14 protein-coding genes and 2 pseudogenes are annotated in these 16,810 nt (G+C 56.4%); 13 read left to right on the top strand and 3 right to left on the bottom strand.

Annotation, left to right across the window (positions count from 1 at the left end; translation table 11 throughout):
- A pseudogene (locus tag IR141_RS10145) lies at positions 1–190 on the top strand (IS1595 family transposase); the annotation flags it as partial.
- Positions 191–844: 654 nt separating this feature from the next.
- On the top strand, positions 845–973 hold the full coding sequence (locus IR141_RS13870; protein ID WP_255518820.1) for a hypothetical protein: 129 nt from the start codon (positions 845–847) through the stop codon (positions 971–973).
- 23 nt (positions 974–996) lie between these two features.
- Here IR141_RS13870 and IR141_RS10140 read toward each other — a convergent pair whose 3' ends face one another.
- Complete coding sequence (locus IR141_RS10140; protein WP_135036789.1) at positions 997–1,680, bottom strand: epoxyqueuosine reductase QueH; 684 nt, start codon at positions 1,678–1,680, stop codon at positions 997–999.
- Between the two features lie 150 nt (positions 1,681–1,830).
- Here IR141_RS10140 and IR141_RS10135 point away from each other — a divergent pair, with 150 nt between their 5' ends.
- The 6 genes from IR141_RS10135 to IR141_RS10110 all read left to right on the top strand — a co-directional run bounded on the left by IR141_RS10135 (position 1,831) and on the right by IR141_RS10110 (position 11,019).
- A complete protein-coding gene (locus IR141_RS10135; protein ID WP_135036787.1) occupies positions 1,831–2,808 on the top strand; it encodes a DNA polymerase III subunit delta' in 978 nt (325 codons plus the stop codon).
- Positions 2,809–2,840: 32 nt separating this feature from the next.
- Positions 2,841–3,197, top strand: coding sequence for a PilZ domain-containing protein (locus IR141_RS10130; RefSeq protein ID WP_135036785.1), 357 nt, complete (start codon positions 2,841–2,843; stop codon positions 3,195–3,197).
- Positions 3,198–3,359: 162 nt separating this feature from the next.
- Positions 3,360–4,490, top strand: coding sequence for a succinyl-diaminopimelate desuccinylase (gene dapE, locus IR141_RS10125; protein WP_135036782.1), 1,131 nt, complete (start codon positions 3,360–3,362; stop codon positions 4,488–4,490).
- A gap of 69 nt (positions 4,491–4,559) precedes the next feature.
- Positions 4,560–5,300 (top strand): UDP-2,3-diacylglucosamine diphosphatase, encoded by a 741-nt coding sequence (locus IR141_RS10120; RefSeq protein WP_135036769.1) that lies wholly within the window; start codon positions 4,560–4,562, stop codon positions 5,298–5,300.
- Positions 5,301–5,523: 223 nt separating this feature from the next.
- Entirely contained in the window at positions 5,524–8,379 is a 2,856-nt protein-coding gene (gcvP, locus tag IR141_RS10115; RefSeq protein ID WP_135036767.1) for an aminomethyl-transferring glycine dehydrogenase, read from the top strand.
- A gap of 411 nt (positions 8,380–8,790) precedes the next feature.
- Entirely contained in the window at positions 8,791–11,019 is a 2,229-nt protein-coding gene (locus IR141_RS10110) for a DNA internalization-related competence protein ComEC/Rec2 (protein WP_135036764.1), read from the top strand.
- Positions 11,020–11,236: 217 nt separating this feature from the next.
- Here IR141_RS10110 and IR141_RS10105 read toward each other — a convergent pair whose 3' ends face one another.
- The gene (locus IR141_RS10105; RefSeq protein WP_167743162.1) at positions 11,237–11,380 is read right to left on the bottom strand and encodes a hypothetical protein; all 144 of its coding nucleotides are present in this window, start codon (positions 11,378–11,380) and stop codon (positions 11,237–11,239) included.
- On the opposite strand from IR141_RS10105, the gene IR141_RS10100 reads away from it, so the two are divergent.
- Entirely contained in the window at positions 11,364–12,566 is a 1,203-nt protein-coding gene (locus tag IR141_RS10100; RefSeq protein ID WP_228068223.1) for an endonuclease/exonuclease/phosphatase family protein, read from the top strand. The two genes, IR141_RS10105 and IR141_RS10100, sit on opposite strands and share 17 nt — an antisense overlap.
- A 177-nt stretch (positions 12,567–12,743) precedes the next feature.
- Here the strand turns inward: IR141_RS10100 and grcA are convergent, their stop codons facing one another.
- Positions 12,744–13,130 carry an autonomous glycyl radical cofactor GrcA gene (gene grcA / locus IR141_RS10095; RefSeq protein WP_135036761.1) on the bottom strand — a complete coding sequence of 129 codons (387 nt, stop codon included), beginning with the start codon at positions 13,128–13,130 and terminating at the stop codon, positions 12,744–12,746.
- A gap of 270 nt (positions 13,131–13,400) precedes the next feature.
- On the opposite strand from grcA, the gene IR141_RS10090 reads away from it, so the two are divergent.
- From IR141_RS10090 to IR141_RS10075, 4 genes and pseudogenes are all read left to right on the top strand, one after another.
- Positions 13,401–14,738 (top strand): anaerobic C4-dicarboxylate transporter, encoded by a 1,338-nt coding sequence (locus IR141_RS10090; protein WP_135036758.1) that lies wholly within the window; start codon positions 13,401–13,403, stop codon positions 14,736–14,738.
- 521 nt (positions 14,739–15,259) lie between these two features.
- On the top strand, positions 15,260–15,886 hold the full coding sequence (upp, locus tag IR141_RS10085; RefSeq protein ID WP_135036756.1) for a uracil phosphoribosyltransferase: 627 nt from the start codon (positions 15,260–15,262) through the stop codon (positions 15,884–15,886).
- 171 nt (positions 15,887–16,057) lie between these two features.
- The gene (locus IR141_RS10080) at positions 16,058–16,375 is read left to right on the top strand and encodes a DUF2322 family protein (RefSeq protein WP_135036754.1); all 318 of its coding nucleotides are present in this window, start codon (positions 16,058–16,060) and stop codon (positions 16,373–16,375) included.
- A gap of 319 nt (positions 16,376–16,694) precedes the next feature.
- Positions 16,695–16,810, top strand: a pseudogene (locus IR141_RS10075) (IS1595 family transposase); the annotation flags it as partial.

Here is a 16,810-nt window from a genome sequence, read left to right as displayed (position 1 = left end):
GTTTGCCGACCGACACAACCATATCAACGGCATTGAGAATTTTTGGAATCAGGCGAAACGTGTCTTGCGCAAATACAACGGAATCGACCGAAAATCTTTTCCTCTGTTCTTGAAAGAATGTGAGTTTCGTTTTAACTTCGGGACACCAAAGCAGCAGTTAAAAACTTTGCGGCTTTGGTGTGGTGTTTAGGGCTAATCTACTTCAGCCCCAAAATTTTTAAAACAACCCGCTGTTTCTGCAAAAGCAACCCTGAGGCCGTCTGAAAGAATGAAATACTGCCACTTTCGGGGTGGAAATCCGGGGGAATATTGAAGCATCGGTTAAAAACAAATAGAGACTTTTGCAAAATTCGTTCAGGCCGTCTGAAACGTTTGATTATCGCCATTAGCTTTGCAAGGCTTCAAATATTGAGATGCGCAACGTTTGGCTTCCTGCCCGCGCAGGAATAACGGCAGATGATTTCTTGTGGGTTTTTAGGATTTTGCAAAGCTCCCCCGTGTGTGCCTGATAAAAAGCCTAGTATCCGGGCAAAGCAGACAGCGCGGGGGCATCGGAGAAACCGTTAGGCGGGAAAAACAGAGCTTCAGACGGCCGGGCGTGGCGGCAGGTTCGGCCAAATCTGCCGCAGCTGCATCAGGCCGTCTGAAATCCCTGATTGCCGTTATTGGCCCGGCAAGGCCGCTGTATCTCCGTGCAGGCGTAATCCCGCCGGTTTTTGAAGTATCTTTTTTTGAAGTATCTTTCAGACGGCCTGTCGGAATGTTCCGCCCACCGGCAGAAAAAGGGTTGAAACCGTTGGAAAAGGCAGGGTTGTTTATATTTTAAAAGTATACCGAACGGATTTTGTTTGCCCGAAACGGTGGTTTCGCGATTGTCGGGCATCAAGAGCTGCACAGCCCGGCAGTGTCTTTGGGTATGCTTAACAACCATCAAATCCCCAAACGGGCATTCAGGCAGAAACCCAAAGTGTAAACAACTTTGCGACTTTATCGGGTTTAATCGTTTTCTTCTTTGCCACCGTAATATTTCACGCCGATTTTAACCGGCGCACGGCCTTGCGATTTGCGGTGGCGGTTGGTGTCGCGCAGCGAATAGGCGCAGCCGCAGTATTCCTGCTGGTAGAAATGTTCGCGTTTGCTGATTTCGATCATGCGCGCGCTGCCGCCGCCTTTGCGCCAGTTGAAGTCCCAATACACCACATCGTTGTAGGGCGCGGCGGCGCGGTGGCCGCAGTCGTTGATTTGGCTCATGTTTTTCCAGCGTGAGATGCCCAGCGAGCTGGTAAACACGGGAAAGCCGTGTTCGTGGGCATAGAGGGCGGCGCGCTCGAAACGCATATCGAAACACATGGTGCAGCGGCGGCCGCGCTCGGGATCCATTTCCATGCCTTTGGCGCGCTCGAACCAGTTATCGACATCGTAATCGGCATCGATAAAGGGAATATTGTGTTTTTGGGCAAAAGCAATGTTTTCGTTTTTGCGGATTTCGTATTCTTTTTTCGGGTGGATGTTGGGGTTGTAGAAGAAGATGGTGTAGTCGATGCCGCTGGCGAGCATGGCTTCCATCACTTCGCCCGAACAGGGGGCGCAGCAGGAGTGCAGCAGCACTTTTCTGCCGCCGCCCGGCGGGGTGAGTATGGGGCGTTCGATGGGGGTTACTTCGGGTTTGTTGTGGTTCATGTTGCCGCCGTTGAAAGATTTTCAGACGGCCGCATCGGTTAGGCCGTCTGAAAAAAAGGTTTTTGGATTAAAGCGCATTTTAGCAGAATCAAGGCCGTCTGAAAGCGGTATAATGCCTGCTTTGCGGCCGTTTTCCGTGTTTTTACTTTTATGATTTACCCCTGGCACCAAACCCAATGGCGGCAGCTTGCCCGGCACCGCAGCAGCCTGCCCAACGCCTGGCTGTTTATCGGCAGGCCAAACACCGGCAAAACTGCCTTTGCCCGCTATACTGCCCAAGCCCTGCTGTGCGAGCAGCCTGATGCGGCCGGCGGTTTTTGCGGCGTTTGCCCCTCGTGTCATCTGTTTGTGCAAAACAGCCACCCCGATTTTTACGAACTCACCCCCGAAATCCCCGATGGCGAAACGGCGGGGCGCAAATTGCTGCAGATTAAAATCGATGCCGTGCGCGAAGTGGTCGATAACATCCATCTCACTTCCGTGCGCGGCGGGCGGCGCATTGTGTTGGTGCACCCTGCCGAAAGCATGAACCTCCAGGCCGCCAACGGCCTGTTGAAAGCATTGGAAGAGCCGCCTGAAAACGTGTTGTTTCTGCTGGTTACCCATGCGCGCGACAAGCTGCTGCCCACCATCAAAAGCCGCTGCCGCCAGATGGTGCTGCCGCCGCCTTCTCACGAAGAAGCCTTGCGATATTTGCAGCAGCAGGAAACCGATAATGCCGAAAACCTGCTGGCTTTCCACGGCGGCGCGCCCCTGTTCGAGCACCGGCCCGAGCTCGACAAACTGCGCGAATCGCTGCTCGAACTGTTGGCCGCCCCGCGCCTGCTGGCGATACTCGACTATGCCGCCGAGTTCGACAAACACAAGCAGCCGCTGGCCGTTTTTCTCGACTGGCTGCACAAATGGCTGCTCGATGTGGGTTTGGCGCAACAGCAGATGCCGCCGCTGTATTATCCGCAACACGCGCAGGCATCGGCGCAAACGGGCAGGCGCACATCCGGCGCGGTGCTGTTTACGCTTGCAGGCCGGCTGAACCGCTTAAGTCCTTACGGATACCACACGCTGAGTGTTAAAATGCAGATTGAAAGTTTGCTGGCCGATTATCTCGAATTCTGGCAAAACAAATAACTACCTGACACTAACAAAAGGGAAAACCAACGATGAACACCCCCCAAGATCTGCCCGGCCGCATGATGGCGCTGCAGCTGCGCGAAAAAACCGCACTCTACAACAGCTATATGCCGTTTCTCGAACACGGCGGCCTGTTTGTGCCCACCGATGATATTTTTTCGCTGGGCGATGAAGTGCTGCTGGCTTTGGAGCTCACCGACCACCCCGGCAAAAAATTCCTGCGCACCAAAGTGGCATGGATCAACCCCGCGCGCACGTCAGCCCACCGCCCCAAGGGCGTGGGGCTGGCTTTTGACGCAGACGAAATCTGCCTGCAAACCAAAATTCTGATCGAAGGCGAGCTGGGCAGCGCACTGCGCAGCGACCGGGTAACGTTTACCCTGTAAGCGCAGATTGTTTTAGCACCTGCGGTATTTCAGACGGCTCCAATCCGTTGTGCGGATATTGCAGGCCGTCTGAATCATGATTGGGAGCGGCTTTCCCGCAACACAATATTTCCCCGCCGCAGTGCCGCCCGAAAAGGCCGTCTGAAACCGACAGGAAACGCTATGAACGACACCGCATCACTGGATTTGGCCAAACAACTGATTGCCCAAGCATCGGTTACGCCCGATGATAAAAACTGCCAGCAGATTTTGGCCGAACGCTTGCAAAACATAGGCTTCACCATTGAAGAAATGCATTTCGGCAACACCAAAAACATTTGGGCGCGGCGCGGCAGCAGCGCACCGCTGTTATGTTTTGCGGGGCATACCGATGTGGTGCCGCCCGGGCCTTTGGCGCAGTGGCAGTCGCCGCCGTTCGAGCCGGCAGAGCGGGAGGGCAGGCTGTTCGGGCGCGGCGCAGCCGATATGAAAACCGCCATCGCCTGTTTCGTAACCGCCTGCGAGCGTTTTGTGGCGGCCCATCCCAACCACACCGGCAGCATCGCGCTGCTGATTACGTCTGACGAAGAAGGCGATGCACTTGACGGCACCACCAAAGTGGTGGACGCGCTCAAAGCGCGTGGCGGGCAGATAGACTATTGCATCGTGGGCGAACCTACCGCCGAGAAGGTGTTGGGCGACACCATAAAAAACGGCCGGCGCGGCTCGCTCTCGGGCAATCTGACCGTAAAAGGCAGGCAGGGGCATATTGCCTATCCGCACCTGGCGGCCAACCCCATACATATTTTTGCGCCCGCGCTGGCCGAATTGGCCGCCGAAAAGTGGGATAACGGCAATGAATATTTTCCGCCCACCGGCTTTCAGGTTTCCAATATCAACGGCGGCACCGGTGCCGCCAACGTGATACCCGGCACGCTCAATGTTCAATTTAATTTCCGTTTTTCCACCGAATCTACCGAAGCAGGCCTGAAGCAGCGGGTTCATGCCGTTCTCGACAAACACGGCGTGGATTATGATTTGGAATGGGCGTATTCCGGCCGGCCGTTTCTCACCGAAGCCGGCAGGCTCACCGACACCGCCCGCCGCGCCATTGCCGCCGTGTGCGGTGTGGAGGCGGAGCTTTCTACCGGCGGCGGCACTTCAGACGGCCGCTTTATCAAAGCCGTGGCCGCCGAGCTGATCGAGCTGGGTTTTGTGAACGCCACCATCCATCAGTCCAACGAAAATGTATTGCTCGAAGATATTTCCAAACTCTCATCGGTGTATGAACACATGATGGCAGAGCTGCTGTAAACAGCGGGTTTTATAGAACGGCACAAATCCGTTATGATGCCGTCTGAAAAAACAAACCGATGCCCAGCCATGCCGCAAACCCTGTTTATCGCCGATCTGCATTTGTCTGACGACACCCCCGCGCTCAACCGCCTGTTTCTGCAATTTCTGCGGGCGCAGCAGGGCAGGGCGGATGCGCTGTATATACTCGGCGATTTGTTTGAAGTGTGGCTGGGCGACGATATGCCCGACACCGCCGCCGTTCAGACGGCCGCTGCGCTGAAAGCCTTCAGCCAAAGTGCGCCGGTGTATTTCATTGGCGGCAACCGCGATTTTCTGCTTGGTCGGGATTATGCCCAGCGGGCGGGGATAACGTTACTGCCCGACATTTGCGAAATCGAGCTTTACGGCACACATTATTTAATCAGCCACGGCGATGAAATGTGTACCGGCGACCTATCCTACCAACGTTTCCGCCGCATTATCCGCCAACCGTGGCTGCAAACCCTGCTGCGCGCCCTGCCGCAGGGTTTGCGCCGCCGTGTTGCCGCCGCCGCCCGCGCCGCCAGCAAACGGAAAAAGCAGGCCGTGGGGCAAACGCCTGTTTCAGATGTAACCGGGCAGGGCGTTCAGACGGCCTTAAGCAACCACCCGCAAACCCAAGCCCTTATCCACGGCCACACCCACCGGCCGGCGGTGCACCAACACGGTTTCAACGGCCGCACGGTGCAACGCTATGTTTTGCCTGACTGGCACGGCGGCAGCGGCGGCTATTTGAAGGTGTCGCCGGCGGGAGTGGAAACAGTGGCGTTAACAACAGAGGCCGTCTGAATTTCAGACGGCCTCTTTCTTTACGGCATCTTTTTTAAGGAAAACATTAAAGATTTTATCCTGCAACGGCTTGATAAATCAGGGTGCGCATAATTAAGCCGATGGCAACCATTCACAGAAATTTCTGTTTAAGAAAACCCCATCAAACCCGCAAAAGCGTTTAAAATTGCCACGGTTCAAACGGCAGGCCGTTCAGGCTGCTTTTTCATGCAAAGGAAACATCATGAATTTCAACGAATTATTTGATAATAACGAATTTTCCCGCCGCCATCTCAGCTTGAACGATGAGGCCGCGCTGCTCTCTGCGCTGGGTGAAAAAGATATGACCGGCTTTATCGGCAACACTGTTCCCGAGAGCATTCGGATGCCGTCTGAACTCAATCTGCCCGAAGCACTCACCGAGGCCGATGCGCTGGCCAAGCTCAAAGCAGTTGCCGCGCGCAACCAAGTGAACAAAAGCTATATCGGGCTGGGCTATTACCCGACCCGCCTGCCCAATGTGATTCTGCGCAACGTGCTGGAAAACCCCGGCTGGTACACCGCCTACACGCCGTATCAGGCCGAAATCGCGCAGGGGCGTTTGCAGGCACTGCTCAATTTCCAACAAGTGTGTCTGGATTTAACCGGTTTCGACACTGCCGGCGCATCACTGCTCGATGAGGCCACCGCCGCTGCCGAAGCAATGGCGATGGCCAAGCGCGTGGGCAAAGTGAAAAGCAACCGTTTCTTTGTGGACGGGCGCGTGTATCCGCAAACGCTGGACGTGATGCAGACCCGCGCCAAATATTTCGGTTTCGAATTGGTGGCGGGCGATATTCAGACGGCTGCCGAAGGCGATTTTTTCGGCGCGCTGTTCCAATATGCCGGCAAAGACGGCGATGTTTTGGATTTGCAGGAGATTATCGGCCGTCTGAAAGAAAAAGGCACGGTGGTGGCGGTGGCTGCCGATGTGATGAGTTTGGTGTTGTTGAAGTCTCCCGCCGAGATCGGTGCCGACATTGCCTTGGGCAGCACCCAGCGTTTCGGTGTGCCGATGGGCTTCGGCGGCCCGCACGCGGCTTATTTTGCGTTTAAAGACGAATACAAACGCTCCGCTCCGGGGCGCATCATCGGCGTGTCGAAAGACGCGGCAGGCAAACCCGCGCTGCGCATGGCACTCTCCACCCGCGAGCAGCACATCCGCCGCGAAAAAGCCACTTCCAACATCTGTACCTCGCAGGTGCTGCTGGCCAATCTGGCCGGCATGTATGCCGTTTACCACGGCCCCGAAGGCGTGAAGCGCATTGCCAGGCGTATTCATGCGCTGGCCGCCGCGTTTGCTGCCGCGCTGAAAAATTCAGACGGCCTCAGAGTGGTGCACGAAGTGTTTTTCGACACCGTGGCGGTGGATTGCGGCAGCAGCGAGAAGGCAGACGAAATCTACCGCAACGCATTAAACGCCGGCTTCAATCTGCGCCGCGCGGGCGACAATGTGCTGGCTGCCGCTTTCCACGAAGAAAGCAGCCGCGAAGATTTGGCTGTGCTGCATACGTTGTTTACAGGCCAATCCACGCTCTCACTGCCCGCCGAAGCGCCGCAATGCCTGCCGGAAAACCTGTTGCGCAGCGATGCCATTCTCACCCACGAAGTGTTCAACCGCTACCACACCGAACACGAAATGCTGCGCTACCTGAAAAAACTGGAAGACCGCGACCTGGCCATGAACCGCAGCATGATTTCGCTGGGCAGCTGCACCATGAAGCTCAACGCCACCGCCGAAATGCTGCCGGTTACCTGGCGCGAATTTGCCGACATCCACCCGTTTGCCCCCGCAGACCAAGTGCAGGGTTACCAGCAACTGCTGCACGATTTGCAGCAACAGCTCAAAGCCGTTACCGGCTTTGATGCGGTGTCGATTCAGCCCAATTCCGGCGCGCAGGGCGAATATACCGGCCTGCTGTCTATCCGCCGTTTCCACGAAGCCAACGGCCAAAGCAGCCGCAACGTATGCCTGATTCCCCAATCCGCCCACGGCACCAACCCCGCCACCGCCACGATGCTGGGCATGAAAGTGGTGGTGGTGAAAACCGATGAAAAAGGCAATGTCGATATCGAAGACCTCAAAGCCAAAGCGGCCGAACACCAAGAGCATTTGGGTGCGCTGATGATTACCTATCCTTCCACCCACGGCGTGTATGAAGAAGGCATCCGCGAAATTTGCCGAATCATTCACGACCACGGCGGCCAGGTGTATATGGACGGTGCCAACATGAACGCCCAAATCGGCATCATGCAGCCTGCCGAAGTGGGCGCAGACGTGCTGCACATGAATCTGCACAAAACCTTCTGCATCCCCCACGGCGGCGGCGGCCCCGGCATGGGCCCCATCGGCCTGAAAGCCCATCTCGCCCCGTTTGCCCCCAGCCACACCGTAACGCCGGTTGAAGGCGCAACCGAAGGCATGGGCGCTGTTTCCGCCGCACCCTACGGTTCGGCCGGCATTCTGCCGATTACTTGGATGTATATCACCCTGATGGGCAAACAGGGCATGGAGCAGGCAACCCGTTGGGCGCTCTTGAACGCCAACTATGTCGCGAAAAAGCTCAGCGAAGACTACCCGATTCTCTACACCGGTAAAAACGGCCGCGTGGCGCACGAGTGCATCGTTGATCTGCGTCCGCTGAAAGCCGAGAGCGGCATCACCGAAACCGACATCGCCAAACGTCTTATGGATTACGGTTTCCACGCCCCCACCGTGTCGTTTCCCGTGCCCGGCACGCTGATGATCGAGCCCACCGAGAGCGAGAGCAAAGCCGAACTCGACCGCTTTATCGCCGCCATGAAAGCCATCAAGCAGGAAGTGCTGAAAGTGCAGAACGGCGAATGGCCGAAAGACGACAACCCGCTGGTGAAGGCACCGCACACCGCCAATGACGTGGCCGGCAAATGGAAGCGCGCCTACAGCCGCGAAACTGCCGTATTCCCGCTGCCTTATGTGCGCGAACACAAATTCTGGCCGAGTGTCAACCGGGTGGACGATGTTTACGGCGATAAAAACCTAGTCTGCTCCTGCCCGCCGCCGCAAGCATATGAGGATTGATCCGGCTTGACCGGATTGCAAACAGGCCGTCTGAAAAATTTCAGACGGCCTGTTGTTATGGCAGCCGGTTTTAGGCTGAACTTTATTATTGCTTTCTGTTACGCCCGGCTTTGGCACGGGTATTTTTGAGATCGCTGCGGGCTGTGTTCCGCCCGTCTGAAACCTCCACGACCGCTGTTGCCGCATAGGCCCATTCAATCCACTCTGTTTCTGTTACGGCATGGTTGCGCCTGAGTTTAAGCAGTGCCGGCGGCCGGTTGTCTTGTGATGGAAATGGAGCGGATGTACGATGCCTGTGCTGCGCCCGGTTTGCCGCTGTGTGCTTATTTTGCGGATAGACGCTGCCGCTGATTGCCGCCAGCTCATGCGGTTTATATAATACCTTTATTTATTATTTTGAAAGCAATCATAATGCCGAAACCGTGGCTGCTGCTGTGGGCGGCGGGCGTTGCCGCTTCGTTCGCCCTGCCTGCCGTGCCTTCTTGGACGCTACTGGCAGCGGTATGGTTGTGCCTGCTGGTGCCGGCTTGGCGGTTTCGGGCGGCCGCGTGGCTGCTGCTGTGTTTGAGCGGCGCTTTATACGGCATTTGGCGCACGCAGTCGGCGTTGGATAAACAATGGCCGCTGTTTCAGACGGCTCCGGCGGCCTTAACCATCGAAGTGGCAGATTTGCCGCAGCGCGATGATCAGCGGGTGCGTTTCACGGCAAAAGCGGTGGACGGCGGCGGGCGGCAATACCGCCTGCAGTTGGCAGACTACCAACTGCGCGACTGGCCGGCAGGCAGCCGCTGGCAGGTGCAGGCACGGGTGAGGCCGCCGGTGGGCGAGGCAAACCGTGTCGGCTTCAACCGCGAAGCGTGGGCTTTGAGCAACGGCATCGGCGGCGTGGGCACGATCGGCAAAGAGCGGCAGGCGCTGCCCGGCGGCAGCCCACCGCTGCTGTTGCGGTGGCGGGAATACATCAGCCGCCGCTGGCAGCACACCGATACACACGGGCAGGATTTTTCAGACGGCCTTGCCTTGATGCGGGCGTTGGGCATAGGCGAGCAGTCGGCCTTGAGCGGGCAGGCGTGGCAGTCGTTCCGGCCTTTGGGGTTGAACCATCTGGTGAGCATTTCCGGCCTGCATGTGGGCATGGTGGCAGTATTGGCGGGCTGGCTGGCGAAATGCGGGTTGCGGGTGTTGCCGCAGGTGCCGGCAACACCGCGCCTTTGGGTGCTGGCGGCAGGTTTGTCGGCGGCGGTGTGTTATGCGGGTTTGGCAGGGTTTGCGGTGCCGACCCAGCGCAGTGTGCTGATGCTGCTGGCGTTGGCATGGGCATGGTGGCGGGGGAGCGGCGCATCGGCGTGGAGGGGTTGGCAGCAGGCGTTGGCTTGGGTGTTGCTGTTTGATCCGACTGCGGTTTTGGGTGCGGGATTTTGGCTGTCGTTCGGTTTGGTGGGGGCGTTGCTGTGGGCTTCGGCAGGCCGTCTGAACGAGCACGGGCTGCGGGTGGCGGTGCGCGCGCAATGGGCGGTAACGGCGGTGTCTGTGGTGGCACTGGGCAGCCTGTTTGCTTCGCTGCCGCTGTTGAGCCCATTGGTAAACGCGGTAGCGATTCCGTGGTTTTCGTGGGTATTGGTTCCGTTGGCGCTGGCCGCTTCGCTGCTGCCGTTGGCGCCTTTGCAGTGGCTGGCGGCTGCGGCGGGCGAATATACGCTGCGGCTGGTGAAGCTGGTGGCGCAGGCTGCGCCCGAATATGCCGTGGCTGCTGCACCGCCGTTGTTATTGCCGCTGGCGGTGGCGGCGGCTTTAACCGTGTTGCTGCCGCGCGGCTCGGGCTGGAGGCCGTGGGGGTGGCTGGTGTTGGCGGGTTTTGTGTTTTACCGCCCGAGTGTGCCGCAGCCGGGCCGTCTGAACGTTACCGTTTGGGATGCGGGACAGGGTTTGTCGGTGTGGATGCAAACCCGCAACCATAATTTGTTGTTCGACACGGGCACCGAAACGGTTGCAGCCGCGCAGATTCTGCCCAATCTGAATGCGGCGGGCGTGCGCCGTTTGGACGCGCTGGTGTTGTCGCACCACGATGCCGACCACGACGGCGGTTTTACAGCTTTAGTGCAGGCCAAAAAACCGCGTGAAATTCTGGCGGGGCAGCCGCAGTTTTACCCGCAGGCGGAGCTTTGCAGAGAAAAACAATGGCAATGGGACGGCGTGTATTTTGAATGGCTCAGGCCGTCTGAAAACAAAACGGCGCAGGATAACGACCAAAGCTGCGTTCTGCGCGCGGTGGCGGGCGGGCAGGCGCTGCTGGTAACGGGCGATTTGGGGCGGCGCGGCGAGCGGGAGCTGGTGGAACAATACGGCAGGGGGTTGCTCAGCCAGGTGTTGGTGTTGGGGCATCACGGCAGCGACTCTTCATCATCGGGGGCGTTTCTCAACGCGGTGTCGCCGCAATATGCCGTGGCTTCCAGCGGCTTTGCCAATGCCTACAAACACCCTGCCGCTGCGGTGCAAAACCGTGTGAAGGCGCACGGCGCAACTTTGTTGAGAACAGATTTGTCGGGCGCGCTGGTGTTTGAATTGGGGGCGGGAGAAGAGGTGTTTCAAGGCCGTCTGAAAAAGGCTAAGTTTTATTGGGAGAAGAAGCCGTTTGAATAAGGTTTTGTTTGGCGGTAAGCCGCAGACAGTGCGGGCGGCATAAGCCTGCTCTGCCGCCGGGCGGGCTGGTAAAGCCGCTCTCTTGCGGCCGGGGCGCGGCAACACCGTAACGGCATCAAGCGGATTCATTATTGTGTTTGCCGGGGGGATAAACGATAGAAAATTATCGGGCACAAGGTGCGGAATACCGGGCAAAGGGCAAAGGGCGCGCGGCATTTTACTTTATCTGCCCCGGCTGGTTTTCAGACGGCCGGTTGCGGGATAAAAAAGCATCGGCTATAGTGGGTTTGCACATTTCGCTGTCGAGCAGCAGATATGGCATATGCGGTAAGGCTGCGGCAGAAATGTGCGAATACGCCATACCGTTTGCAGCCGATACCTGCAAACGGCCTGCGCCTGAAATTCCGATTTTGTTTTTGGTAATGTTTATGCCCGATTTTTCACTGGCCGAGCGGCTGTTGTTTGCCCTGTTGTGCGTGCCGGTTTTGGCCACGCTGCTGCCGTTGGCAAACCTTAATCATTGGTCGTTCCGCATTTTTGATTTTCCGCGCCCGCAAATTGCTGCGTTGAGCCTGTTGTGTGCCGTGTCCAACTATGCTTTGCTGCAACACGGTCATTGGCTGTTTGTGGTGTTTGAAATATTGAATGTGTGCTGTTTTGTTTACCAATTGAAAGAAATATCCGCCTATACGCGCTTATCGAAGCCGGAAGTGCTGCATTATCAGGGCGAAGACAATGGGCGCACAGTGTCGCTGATTACCGCTAATGTGCTCACCGGCAACCGCCGTTTTGAGTTGCTGCTCGAGCAGATAAGCCGCTACAGCCCCGATGTGGTGCTGACGCTGGAGAGCGATGGTTGGTGGGAGCGGCAGCTTGCCGTGTTGGAGCGGGAGCAGGGCTACGGCTACACGGTGAAGGTGCCGCTCGACAATCTTTACGGTATGCATTTATACAGCTGCCTGCCTTTGCGCAATGCGCAAATCCGCCATTGGGTTGCCGAAGATATCCCCTCGATTGCCGCCGAAATGCAGCTGCGCTCGGGCGAATGGATACACATTTACTGCCTGCACCCGATGCCGCCCAGCCCCACCGAGGCCGACACCTCCACCGACCGCGATGCGGAGCTGCTGCTGGTGGGCAAAGAAATCGCGCAAAACAACCATTCGGTATTGGTGTTCGGCGATTTGAACGATGTGGCTTGGTCGCGCACTTCGCGTTTGTTTCAGAAAATCAGCGGCTTGTTGGATCCGCGCAAAGGGCGCGGGCTGTTCAGTACGTTTCATGCCGGCTGTCCGCTGTTCAGATGGCCGCTCGACCATATTTTCCACAGCAGTGATTTTATGATGAGCGAAATCAAGGTGTTGCCTAATATTGGTTCAGATCATTTTCCGGTGTACGGCAAGTTTCAGTTTGCTCCGGCTGCCGGGGCTGTGCAGGAAAAGGAAGCGGCCAATACAGAAGAGAAACGGCAGGCGCGTGAAAAAATCGCCCAAGCACAGCCGGTTAAGGAGGTTGTGCAGGAAAAATATACCGATAACGGCAGATAGGGCGGCCGGGCGTTTCAGACGGCCAGGGGCGGATTCCATCGGCCGGATAAGGGTTGGGGGATAAGGGTGGTTGGAAAGACCTTTGCTTGTGAAGCGGGAGGCGGGAAGCGCGACAGGCGGGGAAAGAAAACAGGCCGTCTGAATCATTTTCAGACGGCCTGTTGTGCGGTATGGGGATTACAGGCTGTTGGTGAATGTGCGGGCAATCACATCGCGCTGCTGCTCGGGGGTGAGCGAGTTGAAACGCACGGCGTAGCCCGATACGCGGATGGTCAGCTGCGGATATTTGTCGGGGTTGGCCACGGCGTCTTCCAAAGTTTCGCGGGTCAGCACGTTCACGTTTAAGTGTTGGCCGCCTTCCACCTTCGGGCGGGCGGTGATGTCCAGCGGCACTTCTCTGTAGGAAACATCGCCTAAGGAGGAGAGGGCGGTAACATCGTCTTCGCGGTATTGGCTGCTTTTGGTGCACAGGCAGCGCACTTCTTGGGTTGCATCGTCAAGCAGCCAGAAAGAGTTGAGCAGACCGGCATCGTTGCTGCGGGTGATTTGGATACCTTTGATCATGGTTTATCCTTTCGATAGGGGTGTTAAAAAATTACGTTAGAAACATTGTATACCCCGCATCTGAACGGATTTTGACTTAAATCAACTTACAAAATACTACACCCGAAGAATTGAAATTATGTCTGTTAAATAGTTAATACATTGTTTTTCAAATTTTATTTGAGTTTTTTCAGACGGCCGGCATCATGGCCGGCCCATCGGGGCAGTTTCCGGTTTTTTGGAATTATGTTACAAATAAAGATTATTTTATTTAGATGATTCAGGTAGATAATGGATATTTCTTTATTGCTGCAACTGGCTGTGTTGCTGGGTGTGATTTTTCTCGGTGTGCGCTTGGGCGGGCTGGCCATCGGCTATACCGGCGGTTTGGGTGTGGCGGTGCTGGCTTTGGTTTTGGGCATGGAGCCGGGCAAGGTTCCTTACGATGTGATTTTGATTATTATGGCGGTGATTTCGGCCATTGCCGCGCTGCAGTTGGCGGGCGGTTTGGATTATTTGGTGCGTGCCGCAGAACGCCTGCTGCGCCGAAATCCGAAAAATATCAATTTTTTGGCACCGACAGTTACTTATTTCCTCACTATTCTCGCAGGCACGGGCCATACGGCGTTTTCCATGATGCCGGTGATTGTGGAGGTGGCCAAAAGTGAAAATATCCGCCCCAGCGCGCCGCTGAGCATCGCGGTGGTGGCTTCGCAGATTGCCATCACCGCCTCGCCGGTAAGTGCGGCCGTGGTGTTTATGAGCGGTATGCTCGAGCCTTTGGGAGTGAGTTACCCGAAACTGCTGCTGGTTTGGCTGGCTACCACTTACACCGCCTGTATGCTGGTGGCGCTGCTGATTAATCTGTTCGGCAATTTGGATTTGTCGAAAAGCAAGGCTTACCAACAGCGTCTGGCAGACGGCTTGGTGCAGACGCACAAGGCGGACGGGCGCGGGGAGCTGCCTGCGGGGGCGCGCACATCGGTGTGGATTTTCTTCGGCGGGGTGGTGGCGGTGGTGTTGTATGCCTGCGCGATTTCGCCTGCCGTGGGTTGGATTGAAAAACCGGTGCTGCCGCGCGATGGTGCGATTGTCAGCTTTATGATGATTATCGCCAGCCTGATTGTGATGTGCTGCAAACTCGACACCGGCAAGCTGCTGGACATGAGCACGTTTAAATCGGGCATGGCCGCCTGCGTGTGCGTGCTGGGCGTGGCGTGGCTGGGCGATACGTTTGTGAGCGGCCATATCGAGGCGGTGAAAGAAACCGCTTCGGCGCTGGTGGGCAATTATCCGTGGCTGTTGGCGGTGGCGCTGTTTTTTGCCAGCATGCTGCTGTATTCTCAGGCGGCAACGGCTAAAGCCATTATGCCCGCTGTGGTTTTGGCTTTGGGCATCACGCCGGAAAACAATTCGCAGGTGTATATTTTGGTGGCCAGTTTTGCCGCTGTGTCGGCATTGTTTGTTTTGCCCACTTATCCGACCCTGCTCGGAGCGGTGCAGATGGACGATACGGGCAGCACGCGTATCGGCCGTTTTGTGTTCAACCACTCGTTTCTGATTCCCGGCGTATTGGCGATTGTGTTTGCCGTGGCTTTGGGTTTTGTGGTGGCGCCGTTGGTGTTGTAAGCGGGCAGACCGAAGTTTTGTGCCCGGCAGCGCCGGCGTTTCGATGATGAAACGATGGGCGGATGATTGGGGCGGCCCGTGTTGCGCGGGTGGTTTGAGAATCCGGGCAAGCGGTTCGTTACTATAGTGAATCCCTTCCTTGTCGTGTGCGTATTGCCTGCCGCTTGCCGCCCGGCACCGAAAATGAAGGGATTCACGTCTGCAAGGTTTCGGCAAAGGCCGTCTGAAATGCTTCACCACCCGTTATTTGTGCACCGGCGGTATAGCGGGGTTTGGTTTTTTCGGGGGGATTGTTACAAGAAACCAGGCCGTCTGAAAACCATGCAGCCGGCTTTCAGACGGCTTTCAGACGGCTTTTCCCGACCCTGACCTTTCAAGCCTTTCTTGAATAGCCGTATAATACGGTTCTCCCGATTGGGCGGCCGGCCGCAGACCGTATCACCGGGCGGAACCGTGCCGTATGGTTTCACAGCGGGCCGGCGCCGGCTGCCGAAACCCCACCCGATAGTAGAAAGCGCAATATGAACATCACCATTATCAACCACCCGCTGGTCAAACATAAGCTCACTCTGATGCGCGAAGCAGAATGCAGCACGTTTAAATTCCGCACCCTTGCCACCGAGCTGGCGCGGCTGATGGCCTATGAAGCCACCCGCGATTTCGACACCGAAAATTATATTATCGATGGCTGGTGCGGCGAAATCGAAGGCGAGCGCATCAAAGGCAAAACCCTTACCGTGGTGCCGATTCTGCGTGCGGGATTAGGTATGCTGGACGGCGTTTTAGACTTAATCCCCACTGCCAAAATCAGCGTGGTCGGCCTGCAGCGCGATGAAGAAACCCTCAGGCCTGTGTCGTATTTTGAAAAATTTGTCGACAGCATGGATTCGCGCCCCGCTCTGATTATCGACCCCATGCTTGCTACCGGCGGCTCGATGGTTGCCACCATCGACCTATTGAAACAGAAAGGCTGCCGCAATATCAAAGCATTGGTTTTGGTGGCCGCTCCCGAGGGCGTGAAAGCCGTGAACCATGCCCACCCCGATGTTACCATCTACACCGCCGCCCTCGACAGCCACCTGAACAAACAAGGCTACATCATTCCCGGCTTGGGCGATGCCGGCGACAAGATTTTCGGCACCCGCTAACCAAACCTTTCAGACGGCCGGATAACAGTGTCCGGCCGTCTGAAAACACCCCGCTGCAGCCAAACACAGGCAGAAATACGGTAGCGGCACACAATCTTTATGATGCTCTGCAAAAAATTCCAGCTTTTGAATCCTGCAGCCAACCTGCCTCCACCCGACACGGATACCGCTATGAACTTCCAAGAAAATCTCGCCACTCTGCCCGCTATCGACCACTTAACCGGTTTAAACGTATGCAGCAAAAACGGCGAAGTCCTGCACCATATCCCCGCCGTGCCCGGCAAACTCGGCTCGCTCAAGCTTTATCACGCGTTGGCGCAGGAATACGGCGGCGTGCTTGACCCCGAAACCGCCGAGCGCGGCATATTTCTGTTTGCAGAACACGTTGCCGATGCCGAAGCGAACCCCGGCAAACACCCCAATATCGACCTGCTGCTGCGGGTGAAAGCGGAAAACCTGATTTTCCATCTGCAACCCGTTGCAGCGTAAGATCCGCCTTAATTGGCCGAAGTTGGGGGCGTAACCCCAGGCCGTCTGAAAATCAAAACGCCCCGAAATTTTGGGCATGATTGCGCAAGCCAAATTGCGGCAATCCAATCAATTCATTACCTGCATTAGCAAAAGAACCCAATCGGGCTCTGCGCCGGATTTGGTTTTTAAACTTATTAAAAATCAAAGTGTTATCTGATAACGCCGTATGGCGGATCTGCTTCAAAACAAGCACAAGGCTGGCTTGCGCCGCCTGCGCTGTTTCCCGTTTATTGTTTTAGGGGCTGACGTAGATTAGCAGTCATGATAGGCTGCCAAAATGAAGATAACCCACTGTAAGTTAAAGAAGAGTCTGCAAAGAAAACTGCTTGAATATTTTGTATTGGAAGTAACCGCACGTTCTGCTGCCGATATCTTAGGTATTCAGCCCAATAC

The organism is Neisseria sp. 19428wB4_WF04 (assembly GCF_015235335.1).
In the GTDB taxonomy this organism is placed as follows: domain Bacteria; phylum Pseudomonadota; class Gammaproteobacteria; order Burkholderiales; family Neisseriaceae; genus Neisseria; species Neisseria musculi.
This window is presented reverse-complemented; position numbering and strand designations above follow the sequence as displayed.

What these genes read in the sequence shown, in the direction of transcription:
- IR141_RS10110 (WP_135036764.1), top strand. Translation starts at nt 8,791, where the DNA reads ATGCCGAAACCGTGGCTGCTGCTGTGGGCGGCGGGCGTTGCCGCTTCG.
- grcA (WP_135036761.1), bottom strand. Translation starts at nt 13,130, where the DNA reads ATGATCAAAGGTATCCAAATCACCCGCAGCAACGATGCCGGTCTGCTC.
- gcvP (WP_135036767.1), top strand. Translation starts at nt 5,524, where the DNA reads ATGAATTTCAACGAATTATTTGATAATAACGAATTTTCCCGCCGCCAT.
- IR141_RS10140 (WP_135036789.1), bottom strand. Translation starts at nt 1,680, where the DNA reads ATGAACCACAACAAACCCGAAGTAACCCCCATCGAACGCCCCATACTC.
- IR141_RS10100 (WP_228068223.1), top strand. Translation starts at nt 11,364, where the DNA reads ATGTGCGAATACGCCATACCGTTTGCAGCCGATACCTGCAAACGGCCT.
- dapE (WP_135036782.1), top strand. Translation starts at nt 3,360, where the DNA reads ATGAACGACACCGCATCACTGGATTTGGCCAAACAACTGATTGCCCAA.
- IR141_RS10120 (WP_135036769.1), top strand. Translation starts at nt 4,560, where the DNA reads ATGCCGCAAACCCTGTTTATCGCCGATCTGCATTTGTCTGACGACACC.
- IR141_RS10135 (WP_135036787.1), top strand. Translation starts at nt 1,831, where the DNA reads ATGATTTACCCCTGGCACCAAACCCAATGGCGGCAGCTTGCCCGGCAC.
- upp (WP_135036756.1), top strand. Translation starts at nt 15,260, where the DNA reads ATGAACATCACCATTATCAACCACCCGCTGGTCAAACATAAGCTCACT.
- IR141_RS10130 (WP_135036785.1), top strand. Translation starts at nt 2,841, where the DNA reads ATGAACACCCCCCAAGATCTGCCCGGCCGCATGATGGCGCTGCAGCTG.
- IR141_RS10080 (WP_135036754.1), top strand. Translation starts at nt 16,058, where the DNA reads ATGAACTTCCAAGAAAATCTCGCCACTCTGCCCGCTATCGACCACTTA.
- IR141_RS10090 (WP_135036758.1), top strand. Translation starts at nt 13,401, where the DNA reads ATGGATATTTCTTTATTGCTGCAACTGGCTGTGTTGCTGGGTGTGATT.
- IR141_RS10105 (WP_167743162.1), bottom strand. Translation starts at nt 11,380, where the DNA reads ATGGCGTATTCGCACATTTCTGCCGCAGCCTTACCGCATATGCCATAT.